This window comes from Rhizobium hidalgonense, from assembly GCF_005862185.2.
Classification (GTDB): Bacteria; Pseudomonadota; Alphaproteobacteria; order Rhizobiales; family Rhizobiaceae; genus Rhizobium; species Rhizobium hidalgonense.
The window spans coordinates 1,594,654-1,618,699 of sequence record NZ_CP054027.1 but is presented as its reverse complement, the minus strand read 5'-3'; the positions used below and the strand labels follow the sequence as shown (position 1 = coordinate 1,618,699).

Here is a 24,046-nt window from a genome sequence, read left to right as displayed (position 1 = left end):
GGGCGGGTCAGCGCAACCGCTGACGTCTGGCGACCCCAAGCGGTCACCAATGGGGATTCTCAATCGCCTGCAATCGACTGCTTCTCGAGGTCAAACCCATAGGCCCGCTGAACCAGCGCAACGCGAATTTCATATCGGGAATACCAGTCCTGCCGTCCTCGACGTTGTGCCTCGACGTGATCGACGACGGACTTCCAGCTGCGGATGCTTGCCTCGTCCTTCCAGTAGGAGATCAATATGCCGAAGCCATCTGCTCCGCGAGCACTTTCGAAACCAAGATAGCCCGGCTGTCGGCTTGCGAGTTCGGTCATTGCATAACCCATCTCACCATAACCGTCGTCTATATCGGTTCGCTGAGACGTGAAGCTCACCATGTAGTATGGAGGTTCCGGTAGAGAAGAAATGCGCATTCAGCATCTCGCTTGTAGCCGACAGCAATTCGATCACACTCTCAGAGAGTGCAGGTGTATTCAAGCGCTACCAAGCCGAGCCATAGCAGATGGCGCCTAAGAACCATTGCAAAACATTCGGTGCGAGCAGTTACTATTTCCTTCTGCGTTTATCGATCGCATAGAGGTTGGTCGGCGCGCTGTGCAGCATGACCTCGCGTTCGAAACGGAAGCCGCATTTCTCAAGAACCTGTTTTGACGCTGCGTTGGCCGAGCGAACCAACCCGATCACCCGGTCCGCATCCAAGTCGTCAAAGGCAAAGGCCAGAGTTTCTCTGACCAGTTCTGTGGCATAGCCCCGCCCCCAGCTTTTGGGCTGCAGATGATAGGAAAGATTGAGGCCATCGAAATCTCTGGAAATGGTCACGCCGCCGAAACCGATCAACGCATCCGCCGTCTCGACCGCCCAGCGCCCGAAGCCGTTCTCTTTCCAATGCTTGATATCGCGCGCAAGCCGCTCCGCACTTTCTTCCGGCGAGCCCGGCCGGGGCACGGGCCGATGCGCGACCAATTCCGGCCTTGAAAAAAGTTCGGTCAGGAAATGAATATCCGCCGGCTCAGGAATTCTGAGCCTCAACCTTGTCGTCTGCCTCGTTACCGGCGCCACATCGCCATTGAATTCTCTTTCGCGCATCTCTCATCCAGTTTCGATCAGGATTCGGCCAGAGAATTCCTCTAGCGCGCCGGGACCCGCAGCCTCGAGATCTCAGGAGCGACGACCGCAATGAACAGCCCGGGATCGCCGAGTGCCCTCGCCGAGAGCATCGCCCCATGAACCGAGGCCATCAGCATTTGCGCCTGCTCTTCCGGCCGCTTGTCCAGCCGGAACTGGCCCTGCTCGACGCCTGCCTGCAGCACCAAGGTCAGCCATGCCGCGAGGCCCTGGAAATGGGCGCGGACGCGGGAGGCGACCTCGTCGGGCAGCATCTGCATTTCGCCGGCGAGCATCGCGCAGACGCAGAAGGGCTGCGAGGCGTCGCGAATGCATGTGTGCCAATAATTGACGTAGAAATGCAGCTGATCGGCGGGGCTTGCGGCCTGCTCGCGCAGCGACTGCAGACCCGCCTGCGCCTGCTTGAAGTAGCGCTCCACCAGCACCGCCACCAGTTCGGCCTTTGTCGGAAAATGATGGTGGATGCTGGCTTTCCTGATGCCGATCGCAGCCGAGATGTCGGCATAGCTGAAGCCGTTGTAGCCTCCCGCCACGATAAGCGACTGCGCGATATCCAGGATCTTGTCGGAAGTGGAAGCCATTGATTTCATAGCGTCGCCTACCTTCTGGTAGGCGAATTGTCAAGACTCTCACTGCATCGGTGCTATCACAACAAGGTGTGCGGCCGGCGCGTTGACTCCATTTTGCTATCTACCTACTAGTAGGCAGGCAATCACAAAGGAATCTGCCGATGCAAACTCCATCTTCCCTTCAGTCCAACTGGCTGAGATCTTATTATTTTACCCGTGCCGCCTTCTCGATGGTCTGGATTTCCGCCGCCATCCTCTTTGCCGGACAGTCACGCGCCGTTGCCTTTCTGCTGGTGGTCTATCCCTTGTGGGATGCGCTCGCCAATCTGATCGACGCCAAGGTCAATGGCGGCCTGCAAGCCAACCCGTCCCAAACGCTGAATGTCGCGGTCAGCACGGTCACGGCGCTCGCCGTCATCATCGCGGTCAGCAATAGCACCTACGCCGTCCTCGCCGTGTTCGGAGCCTGGGCGATCCTCTCCGGCCTGTTGCAGCTCTATACTGGCGTGAGGCGCTGGCGTACCGACGGCGCCCAATGGGTCATGATCCTGAGCGGCGCACAGTCGGCCCTTGCCGGCGGCTTCATGATCAGCCAGTCGTTTGGCATCGACGCACCGACTATCCTTGATATCGTGCCCTATGCCGGGTTCGGCGCCTTCTATTTCCTGCTGTCCTCGATCTGGCTTGTCGTCGCAGCCCGTCGCAAGGCGCATGCATAGGCTGCCCGGTCGGCGCGGCGGCGATCAGAGGTTATCGCCGCCGCCGCTCGTTCCCCATGCTCTCGGCGGAGATTTGCGGGAGACGACCACCTTCTTTCACGCTATGAAGGGTGATCGCAGTTCCCGCCCCTAGACCCCGAGGTCACTCCCATGGCTTTGAAAGTTCTCTTCATTGGCGGCACCGGCCAGATCTCCCATCCATGCGTCGAACGCGCCGTTGCCGAAGGTCACGATGTCAGCGTCTTCAATCGCGGCCTGAGAAGCGCCGCCTTGCCTGCCGGGACGACCTCGATCGTCGGGGAGCTTGGATCGGATGCCTACGCCGATCTCGCCAGGGCCAATTATGATGTCGTCTGCCAGTTCATCGCCTTTACCAGGGATGAGGTGGCGCGCGACATCGAGCTGTTCTCCGGCAATTGCGGCCAGTACATCTTCATCTCCTCGGCCTCGGTCTACGAAAAACCGCCGCGTCATTACGTGATCACCGAGGAAACGCCGGCGATCAATCCCTACTGGCCCTACAGCCAGGCCAAAATCGCCTGCGAGGAACTGCTCCAGAAATCCAGTAATCTCGCCTGGACGATCATCCGCCCCAGCCACACCGTCCGCACCGGCCTGCCGATGATGATGGGCGACGCCGACATTATGGCGAGGCGCATGCTGGACGGCGAGCCTATCATCGTGGCGGGCGACGGCCACACGCCCTGGACGCTCACCCGCTCGGTCGATTTCGCCGTGCCTTTCGTCGGCCTTTTCGGCAAGCAAGCGGCGCTGCGCGAAATTTTTCACATCACCTCCGACCGTGCGCATATCTGGGACGATATCCAGAAGACCATCGCGAGATTGCTGAGCGTCGAGGCAAAGATCGTGCACGTGCCGACCGACACGCTGGTCAGATACAATCCGGAATGGATCGGCCCGCTCCTCGGCGACAAGGCCTGGACCGCAATCTTCGACAATTCGAAGGTCAAGCGCGTGGCGGGCGAATTCACCTGCGCCGAGAGCCTGGAGGAAATCCTGGCAGACTCGATCGTGCACCTCAAATAGCGCCTGGCAAAGAGCCGTCCGCCGCGGGGTGAACTGGATGCTCTGATCGACAGGATTTGCGCGGAGCAAGGTGCTCTCGGCTAGAGACATCAACTCGCCAAAGTCAGCCCGCCATACCGACTGACCTCATTCTCGATCTCGGCGACCAGCGTATCGAGCGCCGGATTTCGCGCCTTTCGGGCGCGGCGCGCGACATAGGCCAAGGCGGGAGGCGCCGGCAGGCGGTTGGTGATGATCTCCATCTCCGGGCGCAGGTGGCGCCCGTTTAGAAGCGCCACGCCGAGGGCCGAGGTGACGGCCGAGATGATGCCGGCCGCGCTTGCGCATTCGAAGACCGTTTCGAGCAGCGTGTCGCCGTCCTGACCGATATCGAGCGCCCATTGGCGGTAGAAACATTCGTCGTCGAAGGACAGGAACGGGATAGGACCACCCGGCGGCAGAACGAGGTCCGGATGCTTCACCCAGTGGATCTGCTCGCGGAAGAGCACGATATCGCTCGGGCGGACCTCATGGGCAAAAATCTGCACGATCGCGGCGTCGAGTTCTCCCCGCTCAAGCATCGCCCTCAGCACCAGGCTGCAGGTCGTATCCTCTGTCAGCCCCAACGCGATGCGCCCGGCGAGCGGCGTTTTCGTCAGGCTGAGAAGCGCTTCATCATGCAGGCCGAGGATGCGCTCGGCATAATCGAGCAGATCCTCGCCGGCGGCGGTAAACATCGGCGCTCCCGGCCTGCGGCTCAGCAGGTGGCAATCGAGGCTGGTTTCAAGCCGCTTGATCTTGTGGCTGACGGCCGACTGCGACAGGCCGAGCGCCCCGGCAGCGCGGGTGATCCCGCCGTGGCGGCGAACGGACCACAGGACCCGCAGCGCGTCTGGCGAGCGGCTAACACATCGGCAATGGCTGGGGACGGCGATTGCGGTGGCGGGCGTATTGCTCGTTTCGCTCGAAAGCCTGAGCTTCGGCGAGGCCCCGTTCTGGGCCTATGGGCTGACGGTCGGTTCGATGGTGGTTTTTGCGCTGGCCTCCGTTCTCTACAGACGCCGGCGCACGAAGCATATGCCCGTGCACCAGAGCCTCTGCATCCAGACCCTGACCGGCTCGGCCCTGTTTTCCCTTGGCGCCTTACTGCAGGGCAACGTCGCCCCGCCGATGACGGCCGAATTCGTCATCGGCATAGCATGGCTCGTGCTGTTTGCGACCTTCGCCGCCTATTCGATCTATTATACCAGTCTGCGGCTGTTCCCGGTGGCGCAAGTCAGCGCCGTCATCTACCTCAGCCCGCCGATCACCATGGTATGGGCTTGGGCACTCTTCTCCGAGCCGTTGACGGCAACGATGTTCATCGGCCTTGCGGTGACGATGGTGGGGATCTGGATGACCGCGCGGGGGTGAAAGCGCCGTATTTTTGCCGAAGCCTCGAAGGACATGCCGCAGCGCAGCCTTGCCTTCATGTGAGGCTCTCTTTGCCATTCTTTGATAGCACCTCTATTCCAGCCGCCGCGCCGCCAGCGGAGCGTCCTGCCTGTATCCATCAAAATAACGGCCGCCGTGCAAGGCGAGCGTCCGGTCCGCGAGATCGAGAAGCCGGGCTCCGTCGCCCTGCGCCGCCAGGCGGAACGCCGTGTCGAATTCGCTCGCCAATTGCGGGTCGAATGCCCTGAGCAGGCGCGGCGCCCATTTTCCCCGGCCGGCCCATTGGCCATGCCCGAGCAGAATGAGATCGGCGAGTTTCTGGTAGAGATGCGCGGCGATGGCGGCGACCTCTTCGGGCGGGCGCTTGCCGCGCAGATCGTCGGCAAGGTCGGTCACATGATAGCGCAACGCGTCATAGGCCGGCCCGGCCAGCGGTTTCGGTCCTGCCGCCAGCATGCCTGCAGCCTTTTCCTGGATAGCGCGGGCACGCTCGAATTCCGGTCCCAATATGCTGCCCGTCGCAACCATATTGCCCATGATAGGATAACCGCTCTCGGCATCCTGATGAATATAATGCGCCAGCGTCTGCGGATCATGGACGAAAGCCTCGACCGGAAACTCATCCTCCGTGAACGATTCCCGCCAAGCTCTTTCCAGCGCCGGGAACACGATGACCAGATCGATATCCGAAAACTCGGTCCCTTCGCCGCGCATGATGGAGCCGGAGACATAGGCGAAGGCGGCCCCGGCATAGCGGCAGGCGACAGAGCGGCGGGCGGCGGCGAGCACCCGCTCGGCAAGAATCTGTTTCGCGATATCGTCCATGTTCTCGTCCTCGAAAGCCGGAGACGAGCGGCAACAAAAAACCCGCTCGTTTCCGGCGGGTTGGTGTCTTCTGCAATGAACGGAATTCGGTTCACGCGTCTGCCACCCACCGCCAAACGGTGGTCGTAGACATCGTAGAAACTGTGAAAATCCTGCTCATGAATGTAAGTTATCGATCGTCGGCAACAGCGTCAATCTGTCAAGCACGCTTCCCCGCCGCATTGTTTTCCGTTTAAGATCAACGAAAGACTCGTTGAACAGGAAGACCCGCCATGCCCCATCCCGCCACCGTCATTCCGCGTCCCGCACCGGTTCTGCTGCCGGTCGACGGCACCGATGAGCGCTTTCCGGTGCGACGCGTCTATTGCGTGGGGCGCAACTATGCCGACCATGCGATCGAGATGGGCCATGATCCCTCCCGCGAGCCGCCCTTCTTCTTCCAGAAGAACGCCGACAATCTGCTGCCGGCGGGAAATGCTTTTCCCTATCCGCCGCTGTCGAACGACGTCCATTACGAGGTCGAATGCGTGCTGGCGCTGAAATCGGGCGGCGCTGACATTGAGGCCGCAGACGCGCTCGACTGCATCTACGGCTACGCCGTCGGCATCGATTTCACCCGCCGCGATCTGCAGGGCGAAGCCAAGAAGCTCGGCCGCCCCTGGGAGCTCGCCAAGGCCTTCGAACATTCCGCCCCCGTCTCGGCGATCGTGCCGGCAAGCCGGCTCGGCCATCCCGCCGATGGCCGGATCTGGCTGGAGCAGAACGGCAGGCGCGTCCAGGACGGCGACCTCAACCAGATGATCTGGAAGGCGCCCGAGATCATCGCCGAGCTCTCGAAGCTCTTCGTGCTGGCGCCGGGCGATGTGATCATGACCGGCACACCGGCCGGCGTCGGCGCGGTTGCGAGGGGCGACCGCATCACCTGCGGCATCGACGGCGTTGCGACGCTGTCGGTCGAAGTCGTCTGAGCGGAGGATACCATGCCGATCTACGCCCTTGGCGGACTGACCCCGAAGCTACCGCCCGCCGGCCTTCACTGGATCGCGCCGGATGCGCATGTGATCGGCGACATCGAGGTCGGTGAGAATGTCGGCATCTGGTTCGGCTCAGTGCTGCGCGGCGACAATGAGCGGATCACCATTGGCGCCGGCACCAATATCCAGGAAGGCGTGATGGCCCATACCGACATGGGCTTCCCGCTGACCACCGGCGAAGGCTGCACCATCGGCCACCACGCCATCCTCCACGGCTGCACGCTCGGCGACAACGTGCTAATCGGCATGGGCGCCACCATTCTGAATGGCGCGAAGATCGGCAGCAACTGCCTGGTCGGGGCCAATGCGCTGGTGACTGAGGGCAAGGAATTCCCCGATAACTCTCTGATCGTCGGGGCCCCCGCCCGCGTCGTGCGCCTGCTCGACGACGCCGCAATCGAAGCCATCCGCCGCTCGGCGAAAAACTACGTCGCCAACTGGCAACGCTTCGCCCGCGATCTGAAGGTCATTGGGTGATTAGGTGGGAATTGCGGCCGCCCTCGCCCTTCGAGGCCCTTTGCGGGGTACTACAGGATGAGGCCGGAGAGAGGTGATGGGTGTGCCGTGGGACACCTGTAAAGGAAGGGGTAAAGTCTCACGCTCACCAAACACCCGGAATCCAGCGCCAGCGCACCCGCCCCATATACTCGACATATCCCTCGAGCCCCTTGCGCAATTCCGCCTCCTCCCCCAGCGTCCGGCCGAAAAGCACGACGACAAGCAGGCCGGCGGGGATCAGCGCGTAAAGCGAGCCAAGCGACAGCGCCATTCCGATGCCCAGCACGATGGCGAAGGCGTATCCCGGGTGGCGGATGACGGCATAGGGGCCGGTGTCGATCACCTTATGGTCGCGATCGGTTTGGATGCGCACCGTCGGCTCGAAGTGCCGGTTGACGGACTGCGCCCAAGTCAGGCCGAGATAACCTGATGTCATCAGGAGATAGCCGAGAAGGACGACCCAATCGGGCTGCGGCGCCCAAAGGAACCGCCCGTCATCCAAGGCGCCGACCGGAAGAATGGCCGCAAAGAGAATGATCGTCAGTGTCGCCACCACGGCGTCCCAGGCCTTGGTGCCTTTCTGGTATCGGCTGCGCGCCGCAAACAGTTCCGGGTTCACGCGCCAGATCCAGATCATCGCGACAAATGTCAGCGCAAGAAAGAGGCCGAGAAACATCCAGCCGCGCGGCCAATCGAGCCTGCCGGCTGGCCAGAAGAGCGCGGCAAACATCAGGGCTATGGTTATCGCAAGCGATCCGAGCGATGGCGCTGCGGCTGCGAATATCTGACCGGGACGGATGTCCTGCCGTGTCATGACCGCCGCTCCTTTCTCCTCGGGATATGCGCCCACTTCAAGGTCGGGCGATCAGCTCTCGCCCCGAAGCTGGGCTTCGATCGCCGCCTTGTCGATGACCGACCAGACCTCGACGATCTTTCCACCGCGAAATTCGTAGATGACGTTCTCGGCGAAGGAAAGGCGTCGGCCGTTCACGTCGAGCCCGAGGAACTTTCCCTTCGGCGCGCAGTCGAAGCCGAGCCGGCACGCAACGTAAGGCGGATCGGCAACCAACGTCACCACATTGAAATAGAGATCGGGAATCTCATCGAAATCCCGCTCCAGCATTTCGACGTAACCCGACACCCCGAGTCGCCGGCCGTTATGCACCGCGCCCTCATCGACGAACTGCCCGAGTTTCGGCCAGTCCTGCCTGTTCAGGCAGGCGATGTAGCCGCGATAGAGGTCCGAGAGTTCAGTCTTGGTCACGCGACTGCTCCTGTTTGTCGGCAGTTTCTGTGAGAAAGGTAGGGTCGCGGGTTGATTTGGTTACGGCAGTTCCGCTGTCACCATCCACATCGCCGTATGAGACACGAGCCGCCAGCCCGGTCCTTCGACGGTCATGCGCGGAAAGAGATTTGAGACGGTGCCTCAGTTCTTCCCCTCGTTGATGCAGGGTTGAGGTGCCGGTTGCTCCCTCTTCTCCCCACGCGCAACCCGATGGCAACCCAACGAATGAAAGCTGCGTCGGATTGCAACAACGCCCCTCGTATACCGCGTTCGAGTTACCGGAGACTGCCGTGGCGGTTACCTTACATCGTTGAAAAACCGCCCTACTCGGCCGCTTCGAGAAACTGGCTGTTTCGTGAGGAAGCGGCAAGAGCCTGAACCCTGGCTTCCGTCTTGGCGATCAGCTGATAGAATTCGTCCTGCGCTTCGACATCCAGTTGAATGACGGCATTGACGTCGTCGGGCGTATCGCAAACGCAGGCGACGGCCGAAATGGGACAGATGCCGCCGGGGTAACGCTTGCCGGTTCCGCTATAGGCGCGACGGCCCCAACGCTCGGAATAGACCGTTTCTTCCCGCTCGAGATGCAGGATCGTTCCCTTGCAGGCAGTCACAATGGCCGCCTTGCCGTAGGCGAACCAATGATAGTTCAGCCTTCGGAGAATATATTTGCCGGTGATATCTTCGCCAGCCAGTTCGGCAGGGTTTTCAATCATTCTGATCATGAAGGCTTCCCTCAACGTTTGCAGAATATCCTTCATCTCTCTTGACGCGGCAAGTCAAAAAACGCTGCTTTTGGAGACACTTAGTCACAAAGTGTTTCCGATTCTTACATCAGGCACGCATCAAGCACGGTGTTGAGCACGCAATTCTACGTCGAATTTACCGCTATCTGCACTCGATTTTGGCGTTGTTCGCGTTGGAGTCTGAGCGACGGCCCGCCTCAGGAGAACTCACCTGCGCGGGGACCGGCAAGCGTCACGCGCCAGCCCGTGCGCGATCGAAAATCCTGAGTGGCCAGGAACGTATAGCCCGTGGTGCGCCATGGCTTCACCACACTGGTCAGATTATCGAGCACATAATCGCCGCCATCCGTCCGGGCGACGAGAACGACATGGTTTTGATCATGCGGTCCAATGACCACCGAAAGGGCCAGTCGGTTCGATGGAAAACCAGCCTCGATCAGGTCCTTCATCTTCTGGAGAGCGTAGTCCTCACAGTCGCCACGGCCGGCAACCGGCAGAGACCAAACATCCCTGCTTCCGGATGACGGACGATCTTCTGCAGGAATGATGCGTCCGTTGACGGCACGATTGATCTTTTGAAGAAGCGCTATTCCTGCAGCGTCGTTCCGCTGTTGCGCCGCCATCCTGCCGCACAGCCACTTGTACTTGGCGCAGGCTGCGCCGAACCCCACAGGTGCGCCGATGCTTCTGGTCACAGGCAGTGATGATCCGGCAACGGCCTGAAAAGGCAGAAGAATGGCTAAAATAGCAGCAAGAGAAAAGAGACGCCTCATAGCCGATTCCCTTATTTACCCCACGACAATAGCAGAGTCGGGATAAAAATTTATTAAAATTTTATACTTGAGAATTTAACCTTATTATATAGCCGATACAGATTAACCATTGTTTATTCTTTCCGTTAATTCATCGTTAGTATAAGAATTCCTCCCATTAACATTCGGTTAACCTTTTGGGAGACGTATGAAATGATCAGCAGAGCATCGAAATTCGGCCTTGCCATTGCTTCCCTCCTGGCAAGCAGCAGCTTGGCAACGGCAGCTCCGGCAGTTGTTAATTGCAACAGCGCAGTTCGCGGCACACTCGAATACAGGCTGTGCATGCCGACAAGAGCAATTCAGACCGATAACAAATTCAGTTCCAACGATAGCGATCACGGCAGCCAAAACGTTGGCGGCGGCAAGAAGACATCCAACACCGGCTCGGTCGCCAGCAATGGGAACGATGGTAATGGCAACAGCGGCAGCGGTGGCAACGGCGAAGGCGTTGATCAAGGCGACGACACCGGCGGAAAAGATCAAGACCCCGGCAAGGATGGCCACCACGGAAAAGGCGACCACGGCGGCAAGGATCACGATCATCACGGCCGCGGCAAGGATGGAAAAGACCGCGACCACGGCAAGGATGGCAAGGGCGAGCACGGAAAGAACGATCACGGCGGCAAGGACCGCGATGATCATGGCGGCGGCAAGGATGGAAAAGACCGCGACCACGGCAAGGATGACAAGGGCAAGGGTGACAAGGGTGGTCCCGGCAAGGGCGACAATGACGGTCCCGGCAAGAGCGACAATGGCGGTTCCGGCGAGAGCGACAACGGCGGTTCCGGCAAGAGCGACAATGGCGGTTCCGGCAAGAGCGACAATGGCGGTTCCGGCAAGAGCGACAATGGCGGTTCCGGCAAGAGCGACAATGGCGGTTCCGGCAAGAGCGACAATGGCGGTTCCGGCAAGAGCGACAACGGCGGCTCCGACAAGAGCGACAATGGCGGTTCCGGCAAGAGCGACAATGGCGGTTCCGGCAAGAGCGACAATGGCGGTTCCGGCAAGAGCGACAACGGCGGTTCCGGCAAGAGCGACAATGGCGGTTCCGGCAAGAGCGACAATGGCGGTTCCGGCAAGAGCGACAATGGCGGTTCCGGCAAGAGCGACAATGGCGGTTCCGGCGAGAGCGATAATGGCGGTTCCGGCAAGAGCGATAATGGCGGTTCCGGCAAGAGCGACAATGGCGGTTCCGGCAAGAGCGATAATGGCGGTTCCGGCAAGAGCGACAATGGCGGTTCCGGCAAGAGCGACAATGGCGGTTCCGGCAAGAGCGACAACGGCGGTTCCGGCAAGGGCGACAACGGCGGCCCCGGCAAGGGCTGACCTAACGCTGGCCGGGATTAAACTCGACCGGCGAAACAATGCAAAGATGAGGCCGGTTTTCCGGCCTCATCTTTTGTCACGTTGAGGGCACCACCACTTTTGGGAAGATAAGGCGAAAGACTCTTTGCTTTCATGCGAGCCATTCACCGCTGGGACGCGCGATAAATGGATTCCCGCGACAAGCATAGCGATGAGGGAGGCGAAGCGCTTATTCCGGCACGCACGCTTTACGCCGCACAAGCCTCGCACAGACCGCGGATCTCGATCGTCGTCTTCTCCGGCTTGAATTTCTGCCCTCGCACCCAGCCCATCAGGCGGTGGTCGACCTCGTGGTCGTGGAATTCCATCACCTGGCCGCAGCTTTCGCAGATGGCGAAGGCGACGATGCCGTGGCTGTGGCAGTCATCGCCCGGATGGGCGCAGGCGACGAAGGAATTGATGCTTTCCAGCCGGTGCACGACGCCGTATTCGAGCAGCTTTTCCAGCGCCCGGTAGACCTGCAGCGGCGCCCGAAAGCCGTGGTCGCGCAGCTTGTCGAGGATGGTATAGGCGCTGAGCGGCCCTTCGGCCTTTTCGAGCACGTCGAAAACCAGCGACTGGTTCTTGGTGAGTTGCGGTGTTGTCATAAGCCTTATCCTTGCATGACCGCGCGGTGCCGCCTGAGGGGAAGCAGGCTGAAAATGAAGAGGATCAGCGCCGCGACCACGATCGAGGGACCCGAGGGCGTGTCGTAGCTGAGCGAGCCGAACAGCCCGCCGACGACGGCGGCTGCGCCGATGACCGAGGCGAGCACCGCCATGATCTCCGGCGTCGACGAAAACCGCCTGGCCGCAGCCGCCGGAATGATCAGCAGCGAGGTGATCAGCATGATGCCGACGATCTTCATGGCAATGGCAATGACGACGGCCATCAAAAGCATGAAGAACAGTCGCGCCCGCTCCGGCCTCAGACCCTCGGCCTCGGCAAGCTCGGCATTGACGGTCGCCGCCAGCAGCGGTCGCCAGAGCCAGGCCATTGCCGCAAGCACAAAGAGCCCACCACCCCAGATCAGCGCGATGTCGGTCGAGGAAACCGCGAGGATGTCGCCGAACAGGAAGGCAATGAGATCGATCCGCACCCAACTCATGAAGGCGACCATGACGAGGCCGATCGCCAGCGTCGCGTGCGAAAGGATGCCGAGCAGCGCATCGGCCGACAGCGCCTGGCGCTTCTGCAGGAAGAGCAGCAGCACCGATACGAGGGCTGCGACGGCAAAGACCGCCAGCGTCAGATTGAGTTCGAAGAGCAGCGAAAGTGCTACACCCAGCAGCGCCGAATGGGCAATCGTATCGCCGAAATAAGCCATGCGCCGCCAAATGATGAAGCAACCGAGCGGTCCCGTCGTCAGCGCCAGCCCGACGCCGGCGAGGATGGCTCGCAGGAAGAAATCGTCAAGCATGGCGGCCCTCCCCACTGTGGGAATGCGCGTGCGAGTGCTCATGGCCATGGTGATCGTCATGATCATGAGCGTGCGTATGACCTTCATGCGCGTGCTCATGACCAGCATGAGCGTGCTCATGGCCAGCATGAGCGTGATGCCCGTCGTCGGGATGGCAATGATCGGTCACGGTGCCGTCGGCATGCTGCACGCGCCCATCCGGCAGGTGTGTATGGTCATGGTGATGGCTGTAGACGGCGAGCGTCTGCGCCGCCCGGCTGCCGAACAGGCGCACATATTCCGGGCTGCGGCTGACGGCTTCCGGCGTGCCGCGGCAGCAGACATGGCCGTTGAGGCAGATGACCGTGTCGGTCTCGGCCATGACGACGTGGAGATCGTGCGAGATCAGCAGGATGCCGCAGCCGCTGGCGTTGCGGATCGACTTGATCAGATCATAGAGCGCGATCTCGCCGGAGAAATCGACACCCTGTACCGGCTCATCGAGCACGAGCAGATCAGGTTTGCGGGCAATGGCGCGCGCCATCAGGGCCCGCTGGAATTCGCCGCCGGAGAGATGCTGCACCTCGGCGTCAAGCATATGGTCGATACCGGCGGCTTCGAGTGCCGCACGCATGTCACGTTCCGGCAGGGGGCCGGTCAGCGTCATCAGCCGCCGCACTGAAAGCGGCAGCGTCCAGTCGATCGCAAGCTTCTGCGGGACATAGCCGACCTTCAGGCCGGCGAGACGCTCCACCCTGCCCTCATTCGGCTTCAGTACACCGATCGCCGCCTTGGCGCTGGTCGACTTGCCGGAGCCGTTCGGCCCGATCAGCGTGACGATCTCGCCGCGCGAGACGGAAAATTCCACGCCGCGCACAAGCCAGCGGCCGCTTCTGAGAACGCCGACATTTTCGAGCGAAACCAGCGGTTCGCCCTTCGTATTTGCGGGAGAGAACATCAAATTTTCCGACAGCGCTGTTGCATCCTGCTATTGCACACGTTATAGCATAACGCAATTGATGTAATAACATAACATCTGCAATTCAAGCGGAGCATTCGATGAAACGCACCCTGGGCCCAGCCCTGAAGATCCTGGCCTTTAGAATTCCGGTCGCCCTCACTCTCCCGGCGCTGGCGGTCCCCGCCTTGCTCTTTGCCGGCACCATGCGGGCGGCCGACACGCCGGTCGTCGTCACCTCGATCAAGCCGATCCATTCGCTGGTTGCGGCGATCATGCAGGGTGTGGGTGAACCCGAACTGATCGTCGACGGCGCCGCCTCCCCGCATACCTACAGCCTCAAGCCGTCGAATGCGCGCGCGCTGCAGGAAGCCAAGGTGATCTTCTGGACCGGGCCCGGTCTCGAGGCTTTCCTGCAAAAGCCGCTGCAAGCGCTGGGCTCGAACGCCAGCATCGCCGAACTCGACAATGCCCCCGGCCTCGTCAAACTGCCCTTCCGCGAAGGCGGCGCCTTCGAGCCGCATGAGGATGGTGATGAGCACCATGGCGCTTCCGCCGAAGGTGCGGATCACGACCATGCCGCCGACTCCGGGCATGATCAAGGACATGACAGTAGTCACGGACAAGACGGTGACGATGCGCATGGCGCCTTCGACACGCATCTCTGGCTCGACCCGATGAATGCCAAAGCCATGGCTGCCGTCATCACCACGACGCTGGTCGCCGCCGATCCCGCCAATGCGCTGACCTACCAGGCCAATGCCAAGGCGCTTGATGATAAGCTGACGGCGCTGGACAAGGAAATTGCCGCCACCGTCGCTCCCGTCAAGGACAAGCCCTTCATCGTCTTCCACGACGCCTACCAGTATTTCGAGCACCGCTACGGCATCCGCGTCGCCGGTTCGATCACCGTCAGCCCGGAAACCATTCCCGGTGCCGAGCGCGTTTCGGAAATCCACCGCAAGGTCGGCGAACTCGGCGCCACCTGCGTCTTTGCCGAACCGCAATTCGAGCCGCGCCTCGTCAATGTCGTTATCGAGGGCACGAACGCCAGATCCGGCGTGCTCGACCCCGAAGCGGCAACGCTGAAGGCCGGTCCCGATCTCTATTTCACCCTCATGCGCGGCATCGCCGAGAGCATGAAGGATTGCCTCTCCAACGCATGATTGTCATGCGGCGCTTCGGGGAGAGCTGAGGCGGAAAGAGGCGGATGACCCCGTTCCGCCTTTTTTTCGGCCACAACATTGTAATGATATAACATTAAATGTGCGAGGTTTCATGGACAACAGACTTCCGGTCACGGTGCTCTCCGGCTTTCTCGGTGCCGGCAAGACGACGCTGCTCAATCATGTGCTCGGCAACCGCGAAGGCATGCGCGTCGCCGTCATCGTCAACGATATGAGCGAGGTGAATATCGATGCCGCCCTCGTGCGCGATGGCGGCGCCAATCTCTCTCGCACCGAGGAGCAACTGGTCGAGATGACCAATGGCTGCATCTGCTGCACGCTGCGCGACGACCTCTTGAAGGAGGTGCGCGATCTCGCCACCCAGGGCAGGTTCGACTATCTGCTGATCGAATCCACCGGCATCGCCGAGCCGCTGCCGGTCGCCACCACCTTCGAATTCCGCGACGAGAACGGACAGAGCCTTTCCGACGTTGCAAGGCTCGATACGATGGTGACCGTCGTCGACGCCGCCAATCTGCTCGCCGACTACGCCTCGGCCGATTTCCTCGCCGACCGCGGCGAAACGGCAGGCGAAGGCGATACCAGAACCATCGTCGACCTGCTGGTCGAGCAGATCGAATTCGCCGATGTCGTGGTGCTGAACAAGATCGGCACGGCAAGCGAGACGGAACGCGACGCAGCGCGGAAAATCATCACCGGCCTCAACCCGGGTGCGAGGCTGATCGAGGCGGATTTCGGCAAGGTGGCGCTCAAAGAGGTGCTCGGCACCGGCCGCTTCGATATCGACAGGGCCGAGACACATCCGCTCTGGTACAAGGAATTGCACGGCTTCCGCGACCATGTGCCGGAAACCGAGGAATACGGCATCCGCTCCTTCGTCTATCGCGAGAAACGGCCCTTCCATCCGGCGAAGCTGCAGGCTTTCCTCGATAGGACTTGGCCGGGCGTGGTGCGCGCCAAAGGCTTCTTCTGGCTGGCAACGCGCCCGCACCATGTCGGCGAAGTCAGCCAGGCCGGCGCGATCGTGCGCACCGGCACGATGGGTCTCTGGTGGGCGGCCGTACCCCGTGAACAATGGCCCGACGAACCGGGCTTCATGCGCGCCATCGGCCCTTATCTCGACCCCATCTGGGGCGACCGCCGCCAGGAAATCGTCTTCATCGGCGCCGACCCGATGGACGAGGCCTGGATCAGGAGAGAACTCGACGCCTGCCTCATCGAGACCGAGGTCTTCGCGCCCGAGCGCTGGCGCAACCTGCCCGACCCCTTCGCCAGCTGGAGCCGCCAGGCGGCATGAAGGCGACGGCAATCAAACCCTACCGCTGCGTCTGCACGGAGTGTGACCCGTTGCCGCCGATCGAGGGGCTTCATCCGTCGACGCATGAGACTGCGGATGAGACGGCGCGGAAGATAAGGGGATTGCTCGGCATCATCGCCGAACGGGTGATGCCAGGCAGGCAGGGGTGACGGGAACGGCTGGAGGATGAGCGAAAGGCATGAACGAACTGGCGCAGACGAGAGACGTCTCATCAGCGAGCACGCCTGGTTTTGGGCAAGTCACCGGCCTCTCCTTCCTTCGGCGTCGGCGTGCATGGCACCCCCCTCTGGCCTGCCGGCCATCTCCCCCACAAGGGTGGAGATCGGCTGGGCGTGAGGGCTTCCCCAAACAACTAAAACATGGCGATTGTCGATACCAGTAGAGAGAAGAGCGATGGTCAAGCCTCCTGCCGATCTCCACCCTTGTGGGGGAGATGCCCGGCAGGGCAGAGGGGGGTGTCACACGGCACGCCCTTTCGTCCCTTCGTCTCAAAACCGAAAAGGGCGGCCTCAGCCGCCCTCATCCTTGCACCGATCAGCGCCCGGCACTGATGCTGGAGATCACACCGCTGGTGACGCCGATCAGCAGGTAGTCGTTGTCTGCCCGAACCCAGCGATAGCCGCGCGGCGGCGGTGCCAGACGGTAGCGGCGGTAGTCGTTGACGTCGTGGAACCGGCGGCGCTCGCTGGCGTTGACGCGGTATCCCTTCTTCCAATGCGGCCGGACGACCGTCTTCTGAACGACCACCTTCTTGTGCACGACGACGGGCGGACGGCGATAATCGTCGGCGCTGGCCTGGGAGACAACCATCGGCGAGAGAAGGAAGGAGGCTGAAAGAAGAGCTGCAAAAATCTTTTTCATTTGGGGTTCCTCAGTGTTGGGCACAGGAACAAACTAGGGCTGAAAAGATGAACCGAAACTGAAACTTAAATTAAACTTTCGTAATGGAATCCGCGGCGTTGAGGCCAGACTCTCGTATTTTAGATGAAGCTTACGCATCTTGACGACGGCGGCTTTGGCCAAGTCGGCGCGGCGTCCTGCAGATCGGATTCGATTTTCGGAAGGAATGAGCGCAGATTCAAAATCATCAAGCGTCTTGCCCGCATCCCATCCTGGCCTTAGCGCGTTCGAACGTCGCGAAGGGCCGTTCGAGACAAAGCAAAAGATGATGGAGGAAACCATGCCTGGCATCAGCATGCGCTACATCGTCGACGACGTCGACGCGGCGCTGGAATTTTACACGAGGCATCTCGGCTTCTCGGTCGCGCTTCACCCCGCCCCCACCTTTGCCATCCTGACCAGGGACGGTTTTCGTCTGCTCGTCAGCGGCATGGTGGGGCCGGGCGGCGCGTCCCAGGCAATGCCCGACGGGCGAACGCCGGAGCCCGGCGGATGGAATCGCATCCAGATCGAAGTCGCGGACCTGGAAGCGGAGGTCGCAAAACTGCGTCAGGCCGGCGCGCGTTTTCGCAATGAAATCGTCCAGGGCATCGGCGGCAAGCAGATCCTGCTCGAAGACCCGGCCGGAAACCCGATCGAACTCTTCGAAGCGCCGAAGAGATGATTGCTGAGGCGCGCGCATGATCCTGACCTGGCGGGCCGGCACCCGGCATCCCAAGGGAAGAATGGCCGCCCCGCCTTGCTACCTCTGCCCGAGCGTGTAGTTTCGGACTCGGATCAATTCAGAGGTAGGGAAAACATGTCCGAATCCGCGGGCGGGGTCTTCGACTATGTCGGGATACTCGCCGTGCTTCTTCTTGTCGCCGCCAACGGCTTCTTCGTCGCCGCGGAATTCGCGCTGGTGTCGGTCAGGCGCAGCCGTGTCACCGAACTTGCCGCAGCAGGCCGCATGAATGCCTCCGCCCTCCAGCGCGCCGTCGACAATCTCGACGCCAACCTCGCCGCCACCCAGCTTGGCATCACCATCTCGTCGCTGGCGCTCGGCTGGGTCGGCGAGCCGGCGCTTGCCCACCTGATCGAGCCTCTGCTGTCCTGGCTGCCCGGGCAATGGGCGGCAACAGGCGCGCATACCGTCGCCATCGTCATTGCCTTCGTCATCATCACGGCTCTCCACATCGTGCTTGGCGAACTGGCGCCGAAAAGCCTGGCGCTTCAGCGCAGCGAAGCCACCTCGCTTGCCGTGGTACGTCCGCTGGGGCTCTTTCTGGTGCTGTTCAAGCCGGCAATTTATACCCTGAACGGCATGGGCAATTTCGTGCTGCGCGCCGTCGGTCTCCGCGCCGGAACCGGGGAATCGTCGTTCCATTCGCCGCAGGAGCTCAAGCTGCTGGTTGCCGAAAGCCAGGAAGCCGGGCTTCTCAACCAGGTGCAGCAGCAGCTCGTCGAGCGGGTCTTCAACATCGGCGACAGGCCGATCTCCGACATCATGACCCCGCGTCTCGATATCGAATGGTTCGATGCCGACGACAGCGAGGCCGAGATCCTGAAGACCATCCGTGAATGCAGCCACGAACAATTGCTGGTTGCCCGCGGCTCGATCGACGAACCGATCGGCATGGTATTGAAGAAGGACCTTCTCGACCAGGTTCTCGACGGCGGCAAGGTCCGGCCGATGGAGGTGATCAAGCAGCCGCTGGTGCTGCACGAGGGCACCTCGGTCGTGCGCGTGCTCGACAGTTTCAAGGCCTCGCCCGTGCGGCTTGCCATCGTCATCGATGAATATGGCAGCCTTGAGGGTATCGTCACCCAGACCGACCTGCTCGAAGCCATCGCCGGCGACCTGCCGGGATCCAACGAAGAGCCGGACATCGTCGTGCGGGAAGACGGATCGCTCTTGATCGATGCGATGATGCCGGCCTTCGACGCCTTCGAAAGGCTGGGCCTGCGCGATCGTCCGGATGCCGATTTTCATACGCTTGCGGGCTTCGCGCTGCATCAGCTCCAGCACATCCCCGAAGCCGGCGAAACCTTCGTCTTCGATAGCTGGCGCTTCGAAGTGCTCGATATGGACGGCATGCGCATTGACAAGATGCTGGCGACGCGCATCCCTGCGGACGGGGCGGAAGCCTAAAGCGCGTCGCGATCTTTCAGATTCGGTCTTTGCGCTTTAGCTCTTGTTTTTACGCATGTCGTTACCGCAAAGCGCGACATGCTTTAGCCTACCGCCAGCGTCCAGAGCATTCCCGATATCGCACAGGCAAGCAAGGTGGTGATGACCGACGTCTTGAACCGGAAGATCGCGATTGCCGCGGCGGCAGACAGCGCCATTGCCGCCGGCACGGCCGATTGCAGCACGGGGATATCGAGCCGCAAGCCTCCGAGGCTGACGCTCGCGACCTCGGCAAACAGCGTATGCAGGCCGAACCAGATGGCGAGGTTGAGAATGACCCCGACCACCGCCGCCGTGATCGCCGACATTGCGCCTGCGAGCGCGACATTGCCGCGCAATTTTTCGATGAACGGCGCGCCGAGAAATATCCAGAGGAAACAGGGTACGAAGGTCACCCAAGTCGTCAGCATCGCCGCGAGCGTGGCGGCCAGCATCGGGTTCAGCGCTCCCGGATCGCGATAGGCGCCCATGAAGCCGACGAACTGCACGACCATGATCAGTGGCCCCGGCGTCGTCTCCGCCATGCCGAGGCCGTCGAGCATCTCGCCGGGTTTCAGCCAGCCGAAATGCTGCACGGCCTGCTGCGCGACGTAGGCCAGCACCGCATAGGCCCCACCGAAGGTCACGACCGCCATCTTGCTGAAGAACAGACCGATCTCGGTAAGGACGTTGCCCGGCCCAAAGGCGAGATAGAGCGCCGCGACTGGCACGATCCAGAGGGCGAGCAGCACCGCCGACATGCGCAGTGACCAGGCAAGGTTAGGACGCGCGTGCGCTGGGATGCCCTCGCCGAGCGCCGACTCGGCATCGGAGAGCACCGGGCCGCTTCCGGCCTTGTGGCCGCCGCCCGCCTGGAAGGCGGCAAGCCCGAGCCTGCCGCCGAGGAAACCCGCGATGCCGGCGGCAAGCACGATCAGCGGGAACGGCACGTGCAGAAAGAAAATGGCGATGAAGGCCGCGGCCGCGATGCCGACCATCACCCGATTTTTCAACGCCCGGCCGCCGATGCGGATCACCGCCTGCACGACGACGGCAAGCACCGCTGCCTTCAGCCCGAAGAACAGGCCGGCAACGATGCCGACATTGCCGTAGGCCGCGTAGATATAGCTGAGGCCGAGGATCGACAGAAAGCCCGGCAGCACGAACAGAATGCCGGCCACGAGGCCGCCCAGCGTGCGATGCATCAGCCAGCCGATATAAATCGCCAGCTGCTGCGCCTCCGGCCCAGGAAGCAGCATGCAGTAATTCAGCGCATGCAGGAAACGGTGCTCACCGATCCATCGCTTCTCGTCGACGACGATCCGGTGCATGACGGCGATCTGGCCGGCCGGGCCGCCGAAGCTCAAGGCCGCGACGCGCAGCCACACCCTGAAGGCATCGGCGAACGCGACACCGTGATGCCCCTCGCCCGCGTCCTTCTCCGCCGTCTCGCCGGCAGGCGTACTGCCTGTCATCTCTGCCATCTCACGCCCCTTTCTTCGGCGAGGGCCAGTTGTGGGTTTCCTCGGTCGCATCACGGCACCAGCGGTAAAAGGCGTCGTAGAGAAGCATCCCAGCCTCGAGCTGCTCCAGATCGTCGGAATACATTCTGGACAGGCCGAGCGAAGCGGCAAGCAGGCCTGATGCTTCGGGTGCGAGATCGAGCCTTGCGGTGTCGGCCGCCCGGACGATCCTTGCGAGGTGCAGCAGCGGCGCCGATGCCAGGCCGAACTCCTCGATCATCACGTCGAAGGTGCAAAGCTCGCCGCGATGGCTCCAGAACACGCCTTCTATATCGAAGGGCACGGCCTCGAAGCGGTCGCCGACCGCAAGAACCTCGGAGGTCGGCACGAACAGAAAGACGGCATCCGGATCGACGAAGCGCCGGATCAGCCAGGGACAGGCAATGCGGTCGATCTTCGGCCGCGACCGCGTTACCCAGACGGTGCGTCCTTGTGCGTCTCGGCGCGGCAGCTTTGCTTCGGGCACCGCCAGCCCGCCGGCGATCCATGCTTCGAAGCCGCCTTCGAGGCTTTCCGCGTCGATCCCGGCATGTCTGAGATAAGCGGCGACGCCGTGGCTGAGCTTGGCACCCCTCTGGCAGACCACCACGACGGCATCCGCATCGATGCTATCAGCCCAGGATGTAACGTCGGCATGGGTGCGCCGGATCGAGCCCGGCACAAGGCGCGGATCGAGCGCGAAATCCTCCTCCGTGCGGACGTCGACGATGGCAGGCGCACCGGGCGTTCCGATGAGTCGGTTGAGCTTGTCGGGAGAAATTTCGAGAAATGACGGCATGACGCGTCCTCCGTTGATCGGGTTACTGGACGCGATTCTTCAGCATGGCGCCTCGTGGGGTGATCGCAACCCCATACAGAAGCATTGGCAAACGGACCCCGCCCTGTCAAGCACGCGCTTCAGCTGTGGCCCTGCGATCGCGCGGCACGTCGAGGGGCGGAGCCTCGAAGGGGCAGCGCAGCCTTGCTCATTGCAGCCCTCCCGCCAAAGGCTCCTCGAACTGCCAAAACGCTGCTTGCGCGCACCGCCCTCACGCTAAAATTCCTGCCAATACAGGCGCTTCAGTCCCGACATGGAACAAAAAGCCCACTTCGGCATTCTTCTGTCACCGAAAGAGGAGAAAGTACCATGACGTACGACCCCAATAATGCCAACGACCCCAACCGCCCGCTGAACCCAAATCTGGATCTGCGCACCACGCCGAGCCCGCGCACCAATAATACCTGGGTTGTCTGGGTCGCTGCATTGGCCGTGATCGCTGTCGCTGCATTCGCCTATTCGCAGTGGAGCACCCCCGGCACATCTCCGGATACGACAGCCTCCACGACTCAATCCGAGCCTGCGCCGGTCAAGCCGATCGCCCCGACCGACAACAGCGCAACGCCCGCACCGGCACCGGCACCCGCACCAGCCACTCCGCCGGCCGCCCCTGCCCAGCAGTAACCCTGCTCGGCGCATAGAAGCTGGAAGCATCCCTGGCGTGCCGTATCCGACACGCCAGGGATGGTCCACGCTTTTGATGGCCATGATCCGGAAACGATCCCTGCTTTCGGGGCTATGTGCCGGCACGGGGGCATCTTTTGCCAGCAGCCCTTGAACCTCGTCGAACAAGACTTACATTTCAGTTATCGAGCTTGTCTCCGACGGCTGACCACGGATGTACTGGCAGCCGTGGTCGAGATAAATCGAGGAAGGTCGGTGCGAATGTCGCCCGGCCTTTTTTGTTGTCCTTCATCGCCCAACCGACTCGGCCTTCGCAGACTCGACGAATTCGCCAAGATTTGGCTCAGAGACTTATTTGGGAATCCTGTTATAGAAGGATTGCGGATCGTAGACGCACTCATAGTCGAGCAGGCAGAGCTTGCCGTCGCCGTCCTTGATCCTCGCGGTGTCGTATTTATCGCCCAGACTGCATCTCGCCGGCGGATAGCGGAAACTGCGGCCACCGAAACCCATGCGCACGAAGACCTTCTTGTCCTGGCGGATGATCTGCGCAAGCTCCCCGCAGCTATGATCCCTGGCATTAACCTCCACCGCCTCGGCAGCAAGGCCTGTGGAGGGAAGCAACAGCGCGACGGCCAGAACAAGGTTTTTCATGGAAACTCCTGAACATCAGAGGATGGAGATAGAGCACACGCGTCGATGCCGCCAGCGCCAACGCCTTGAATAATAGCCTTTAACCGCCCGGACAAAATTTGTCGCGCAATCGATCGTGCCAGCGCACATCCCGATCCGTTAAGATGCTTCGCCTATCCTACGGGCCATGAAACCGACCTTTGGACGCAAGCGCCCCGCATTACCCCGAAAGAAAGCGGATCGAGGCCGCTCCGGCGCCTCAGAATGATGCGCCTTATGACTGGCACAGGATTGGCCGATACGCCAGAAACGGCGCCCTTTCCCTTCTGATCGCCACAAGGCTTGCCGTTGCGGCCATACATTTCGCCGCCCTCGACACACTCTTTCTCGGACTACGCATCGCCCATGGCGGCGATGGCGGCCATGGTGATTTTCATCCTTGGAGCCCTCTGGCTCCTCGGCGTGAAGCCGACCGACCGCGACTGAGGCGCCAATCCTGCCGTTCGACTATCAAGGGAAGTTATAGGACGAGGCGGGGTCGAGGACGCAGGCATAGTCGAGAATGCACTGCTTTCCCTCGGCATCGCGAAAACTGGTCGTGGTGCGTTTGTCGCCCAGGCTGCACTGGGCCGGCGGATAACGGAAGCTGCGGCCGCCGAAGCCGACGCGGACAAACACCTTTTTGCTCTGGCGAATGATCTGCGCAATCTCGCCGCAGCTATGATCGCTTGCTTTGACGTTGATCACGCCGGCGGCAAAGGCCGGCACCGGCAGAGACAGGGCGATCGCAAAAATGACGCTTCTCATGGACCCCTCCCGACATGCAAGACGAAGATAGGGCGCGCGTATCGAGGCGGCCACACTTGCGTACAAATCGGACTATCTCGCCCGCTTCCGCGAAAATTTCCGACAGGCCGGAAAACCCGGCCTGAATTCGAAAACATCAATCTTTTCAAGAGATTTGGTGGGTGATGTAGGGCTCGAACCTACGACCCGCTGATTAAGAGTCAGCTGCTCTACCAACTGAGCTAATCACCCGTTCGCGCTTGGCTGCGCGGTGTGACGGGGCGTATAAACAGGATCGGCAGGCTTGTCCAGCGCATCGGCGAAATTTCTTTGGT

Annotated in this window: 27 protein-coding genes, 1 tRNA gene and 2 pseudogenes; 12 read left to right on the top strand and 18 right to left on the bottom strand. The window is 61.4% G+C overall.

The genetic code is table 11. From position 1 onward, the window contains the following. Positions 1 to 59: 59 nt before the first annotated feature. The 3 genes from FFM81_RS07660 to FFM81_RS07650 form a co-directional block, all read right to left on the bottom strand. Positions 60 to 410, bottom strand: coding sequence for an antibiotic biosynthesis monooxygenase family protein (locus tag FFM81_RS07660; RefSeq protein ID WP_003564653.1), 351 nt, complete (start codon positions 408 to 410; stop codon positions 60 to 62). 133 nt (positions 411 to 543) lie between these two features. Further along, positions 544 to 1,083: a GNAT family N-acetyltransferase gene (locus tag FFM81_RS07655; RefSeq protein ID WP_138385755.1), complete on the bottom strand. Its 540-nt coding sequence runs from the start codon at positions 1,081 to 1,083 to the stop codon at positions 544 to 546. Between the two features lie 41 nt (positions 1,084 to 1,124). Further along, entirely contained in the window at positions 1,125 to 1,712 is a 588-nt protein-coding gene (locus tag FFM81_RS07650) for a TetR/AcrR family transcriptional regulator (RefSeq protein WP_138385754.1), read from the bottom strand. 140 nt (positions 1,713 to 1,852) lie between these two features. On the opposite strand from FFM81_RS07650, the gene FFM81_RS07645 reads away from it, so the two are divergent. Both FFM81_RS07645 and FFM81_RS07640 read left to right on the top strand, forming a co-directional pair. Then, positions 1,853 to 2,410: a DUF308 domain-containing protein gene (locus FFM81_RS07645; RefSeq protein WP_097534178.1), complete on the top strand. Its 558-nt coding sequence runs from the start codon at positions 1,853 to 1,855 to the stop codon at positions 2,408 to 2,410. A 150-nt stretch (positions 2,411 to 2,560) separates the two neighbouring features. Then, positions 2,561 to 3,541, top strand: a pseudogene (locus FFM81_RS07640) (SDR family oxidoreductase). A gap of 5 nt (positions 3,542 to 3,546) precedes the next feature. Here the strand turns inward: FFM81_RS07640 and FFM81_RS07635 are convergent. Beyond that, positions 3,547 to 4,371: a LysR family transcriptional regulator gene (locus FFM81_RS07635; protein ID WP_138385753.1), complete on the bottom strand. Its 825-nt coding sequence runs from the start codon at positions 4,369 to 4,371 to the stop codon at positions 3,547 to 3,549. On the opposite strand from FFM81_RS07635, the pseudogene FFM81_RS07630 reads away from it, so the two are divergent. Next, positions 4,331 to 4,849: pseudogene (locus tag FFM81_RS07630) on the top strand (DMT family transporter); the annotation flags it as partial. The gene FFM81_RS07635 and the pseudogene FFM81_RS07630 overlap by 41 nt on opposite strands. A gap of 93 nt (positions 4,850 to 4,942) precedes the next feature. Here the strand turns inward: FFM81_RS07630 and FFM81_RS07625 are convergent. Next, positions 4,943 to 5,695, bottom strand: coding sequence for a nucleotidyltransferase domain-containing protein (locus FFM81_RS07625; RefSeq protein ID WP_003564664.1), 753 nt, complete (start codon positions 5,693 to 5,695; stop codon positions 4,943 to 4,945). 272 nt (positions 5,696 to 5,967) lie between these two features. On the opposite strand from FFM81_RS07625, the gene FFM81_RS07620 reads away from it, so the two are divergent. Then, entirely contained in the window at positions 5,968 to 6,663 is a 696-nt protein-coding gene (locus FFM81_RS07620; RefSeq protein ID WP_097534172.1) for a fumarylacetoacetate hydrolase family protein, read from the top strand. A 12-nt stretch (positions 6,664 to 6,675) separates the two neighbouring features. Continuing rightward, complete coding sequence (locus FFM81_RS07615) at positions 6,676 to 7,206, top strand: gamma carbonic anhydrase family protein (protein WP_003564668.1); 531 nt, start codon at positions 6,676 to 6,678, stop codon at positions 7,204 to 7,206. A 124-nt stretch (positions 7,207 to 7,330) separates the two neighbouring features. Here FFM81_RS07615 and FFM81_RS07610 read toward each other — a convergent pair whose 3' ends face one another. The 4 genes from FFM81_RS07610 to FFM81_RS07595 all read right to left on the bottom strand — a co-directional run bounded on the left by FFM81_RS07610 (position 7,331) and on the right by FFM81_RS07595 (position 10,031). Next, positions 7,331 to 8,041: a methyltransferase family protein gene (locus tag FFM81_RS07610; RefSeq protein ID WP_003564671.1), complete on the bottom strand. Its 711-nt coding sequence runs from the start codon at positions 8,039 to 8,041 to the stop codon at positions 7,331 to 7,333. Between the two features lie 51 nt (positions 8,042 to 8,092). After that, positions 8,093 to 8,491, bottom strand: coding sequence for an ester cyclase (locus FFM81_RS07605; RefSeq protein WP_003564673.1), 399 nt, complete (start codon positions 8,489 to 8,491; stop codon positions 8,093 to 8,095). A gap of 344 nt (positions 8,492 to 8,835) precedes the next feature. Next, the gene (locus FFM81_RS07600; protein WP_003564674.1) at positions 8,836 to 9,237 is read right to left on the bottom strand and encodes a hypothetical protein; all 402 of its coding nucleotides are present in this window, start codon (positions 9,235 to 9,237) and stop codon (positions 8,836 to 8,838) included. A gap of 218 nt (positions 9,238 to 9,455) precedes the next feature. Then, positions 9,456 to 10,031 carry a transglutaminase-like cysteine peptidase gene (locus tag FFM81_RS07595; protein ID WP_025416552.1) on the bottom strand — a complete coding sequence of 192 codons (576 nt, stop codon included), beginning with the start codon at positions 10,029 to 10,031 and terminating at the stop codon, positions 9,456 to 9,458. 192 nt (positions 10,032 to 10,223) lie between these two features. Here FFM81_RS07595 and FFM81_RS32640 point away from each other — a divergent pair, with 192 nt between their 5' ends. Beyond that, complete coding sequence (locus tag FFM81_RS32640; protein ID WP_246401177.1) at positions 10,224 to 11,399, top strand: putative sodium/potassium/calcium exchanger; 1,176 nt, start codon at positions 10,224 to 10,226, stop codon at positions 11,397 to 11,399. Between the two features lie 227 nt (positions 11,400 to 11,626). Here FFM81_RS32640 and FFM81_RS07585 read toward each other — a convergent pair whose 3' ends face one another. The 3 genes from FFM81_RS07585 to FFM81_RS07575 are packed head-to-tail and all read right to left on the bottom strand — an operon-like array spanning position 11,627 to position 13,774. Next, positions 11,627 to 12,025, bottom strand: coding sequence for a Fur family transcriptional regulator (locus tag FFM81_RS07585; protein ID WP_003564680.1), 399 nt, complete (start codon positions 12,023 to 12,025; stop codon positions 11,627 to 11,629). 5 nt (positions 12,026 to 12,030) lie between these two features. Beyond that, positions 12,031 to 12,837, bottom strand: a complete 807-nt coding sequence (znuB, locus tag FFM81_RS07580; protein ID WP_025416554.1) for a zinc ABC transporter permease subunit ZnuB — start codon at positions 12,835 to 12,837, stop codon at positions 12,031 to 12,033. Continuing rightward, positions 12,830 to 13,774, bottom strand: coding sequence for an ATP-binding cassette domain-containing protein (locus FFM81_RS07575; protein ID WP_138385751.1), 945 nt, complete (start codon positions 13,772 to 13,774; stop codon positions 12,830 to 12,832). Before FFM81_RS07575 ends, znuB begins: the two co-directional genes overlap by 8 nt. A 101-nt stretch (positions 13,775 to 13,875) precedes the next feature. Between FFM81_RS07575 and FFM81_RS07570 the strand changes: the two genes are divergently transcribed. From FFM81_RS07570 to FFM81_RS07560, 3 genes are all read left to right on the top strand, one after another. Then, entirely contained in the window at positions 13,876 to 14,940 is a 1,065-nt protein-coding gene (locus FFM81_RS07570; RefSeq protein ID WP_128397982.1) for a zinc ABC transporter substrate-binding protein, read from the top strand. A 112-nt stretch (positions 14,941 to 15,052) separates the two neighbouring features. Next, positions 15,053 to 16,258 carry a zinc metallochaperone GTPase ZigA gene (gene zigA, locus FFM81_RS07565; RefSeq protein WP_128397983.1) on the top strand — a complete coding sequence of 402 codons (1,206 nt, stop codon included), beginning with the start codon at positions 15,053 to 15,055 and terminating at the stop codon, positions 16,256 to 16,258. Next, on the top strand, positions 16,255 to 16,428 hold the full coding sequence (locus FFM81_RS07560) for a hypothetical protein (protein WP_164895912.1): 174 nt from the start codon (positions 16,255 to 16,257) through the stop codon (positions 16,426 to 16,428). Before zigA ends, FFM81_RS07560 begins: the two co-directional genes overlap by 4 nt. Positions 16,429 to 16,813: 385 nt before the next feature. On the opposite strand, the gene FFM81_RS07555 is transcribed toward FFM81_RS07560, so the two are convergent. Continuing rightward, positions 16,814 to 17,140: an RcnB family protein gene (locus tag FFM81_RS07555; RefSeq protein ID WP_097534160.1), complete on the bottom strand. Its 327-nt coding sequence runs from the start codon at positions 17,138 to 17,140 to the stop codon at positions 16,814 to 16,816. Between the two features lie 319 nt (positions 17,141 to 17,459). Between FFM81_RS07555 and FFM81_RS07550 the strand changes: the two genes are divergently transcribed. Both FFM81_RS07550 and FFM81_RS07545 read left to right on the top strand, forming a co-directional pair. Then, positions 17,460 to 17,843 carry a VOC family protein gene (locus tag FFM81_RS07550; RefSeq protein ID WP_097534230.1) on the top strand — a complete coding sequence of 128 codons (384 nt, stop codon included), beginning with the start codon at positions 17,460 to 17,462 and terminating at the stop codon, positions 17,841 to 17,843. A gap of 135 nt (positions 17,844 to 17,978) precedes the next feature. Beyond that, positions 17,979 to 19,310 (top strand): hemolysin family protein, encoded by a 1,332-nt coding sequence (locus tag FFM81_RS07545; protein WP_003564698.1) that lies wholly within the window; start codon positions 17,979 to 17,981, stop codon positions 19,308 to 19,310. 83 nt (positions 19,311 to 19,393) lie between these two features. Here FFM81_RS07545 and chrA read toward each other — a convergent pair whose 3' ends face one another. Together chrA and FFM81_RS07535 are read right to left on the bottom strand one after the other, a co-directional pair. Then, on the bottom strand, positions 19,394 to 20,812 hold the full coding sequence (gene chrA / locus FFM81_RS07540) for a chromate efflux transporter (protein WP_003564699.1): 1,419 nt from the start codon (positions 20,810 to 20,812) through the stop codon (positions 19,394 to 19,396). Between the two features lies 1 nt (position 20,813). Beyond that, positions 20,814 to 21,629 carry a chromate resistance protein ChrB domain-containing protein gene (locus FFM81_RS07535; RefSeq protein ID WP_025416559.1) on the bottom strand — a complete coding sequence of 272 codons (816 nt, stop codon included), beginning with the start codon at positions 21,627 to 21,629 and terminating at the stop codon, positions 20,814 to 20,816. A gap of 348 nt (positions 21,630 to 21,977) precedes the next feature. Between FFM81_RS07535 and FFM81_RS07530 the strand changes: the two genes are divergently transcribed. After that, positions 21,978 to 22,292 carry a hypothetical protein gene (locus FFM81_RS07530; protein WP_003564703.1) on the top strand — a complete coding sequence of 105 codons (315 nt, stop codon included), beginning with the start codon at positions 21,978 to 21,980 and terminating at the stop codon, positions 22,290 to 22,292. A 351-nt stretch (positions 22,293 to 22,643) separates the two neighbouring features. Here FFM81_RS07530 and FFM81_RS07525 read toward each other — a convergent pair whose 3' ends face one another. The 3 genes from FFM81_RS07525 to FFM81_RS07515 form a co-directional block, all read right to left on the bottom strand. After that, positions 22,644 to 22,946, bottom strand: coding sequence for a hypothetical protein (locus tag FFM81_RS07525; RefSeq protein ID WP_128397984.1), 303 nt, complete (start codon positions 22,944 to 22,946; stop codon positions 22,644 to 22,646). 489 nt (positions 22,947 to 23,435) lie between these two features. Further along, positions 23,436 to 23,732, bottom strand: a complete 297-nt coding sequence (locus FFM81_RS07520) for a hypothetical protein (RefSeq protein WP_003564706.1) — start codon at positions 23,730 to 23,732, stop codon at positions 23,436 to 23,438. Between the two features lie 155 nt (positions 23,733 to 23,887). Beyond that, a tRNA-Lys gene (locus FFM81_RS07515) sits at positions 23,888 to 23,963 on the bottom strand. Between the last annotated feature and the right edge of the window lie 83 nt (positions 23,964 to 24,046).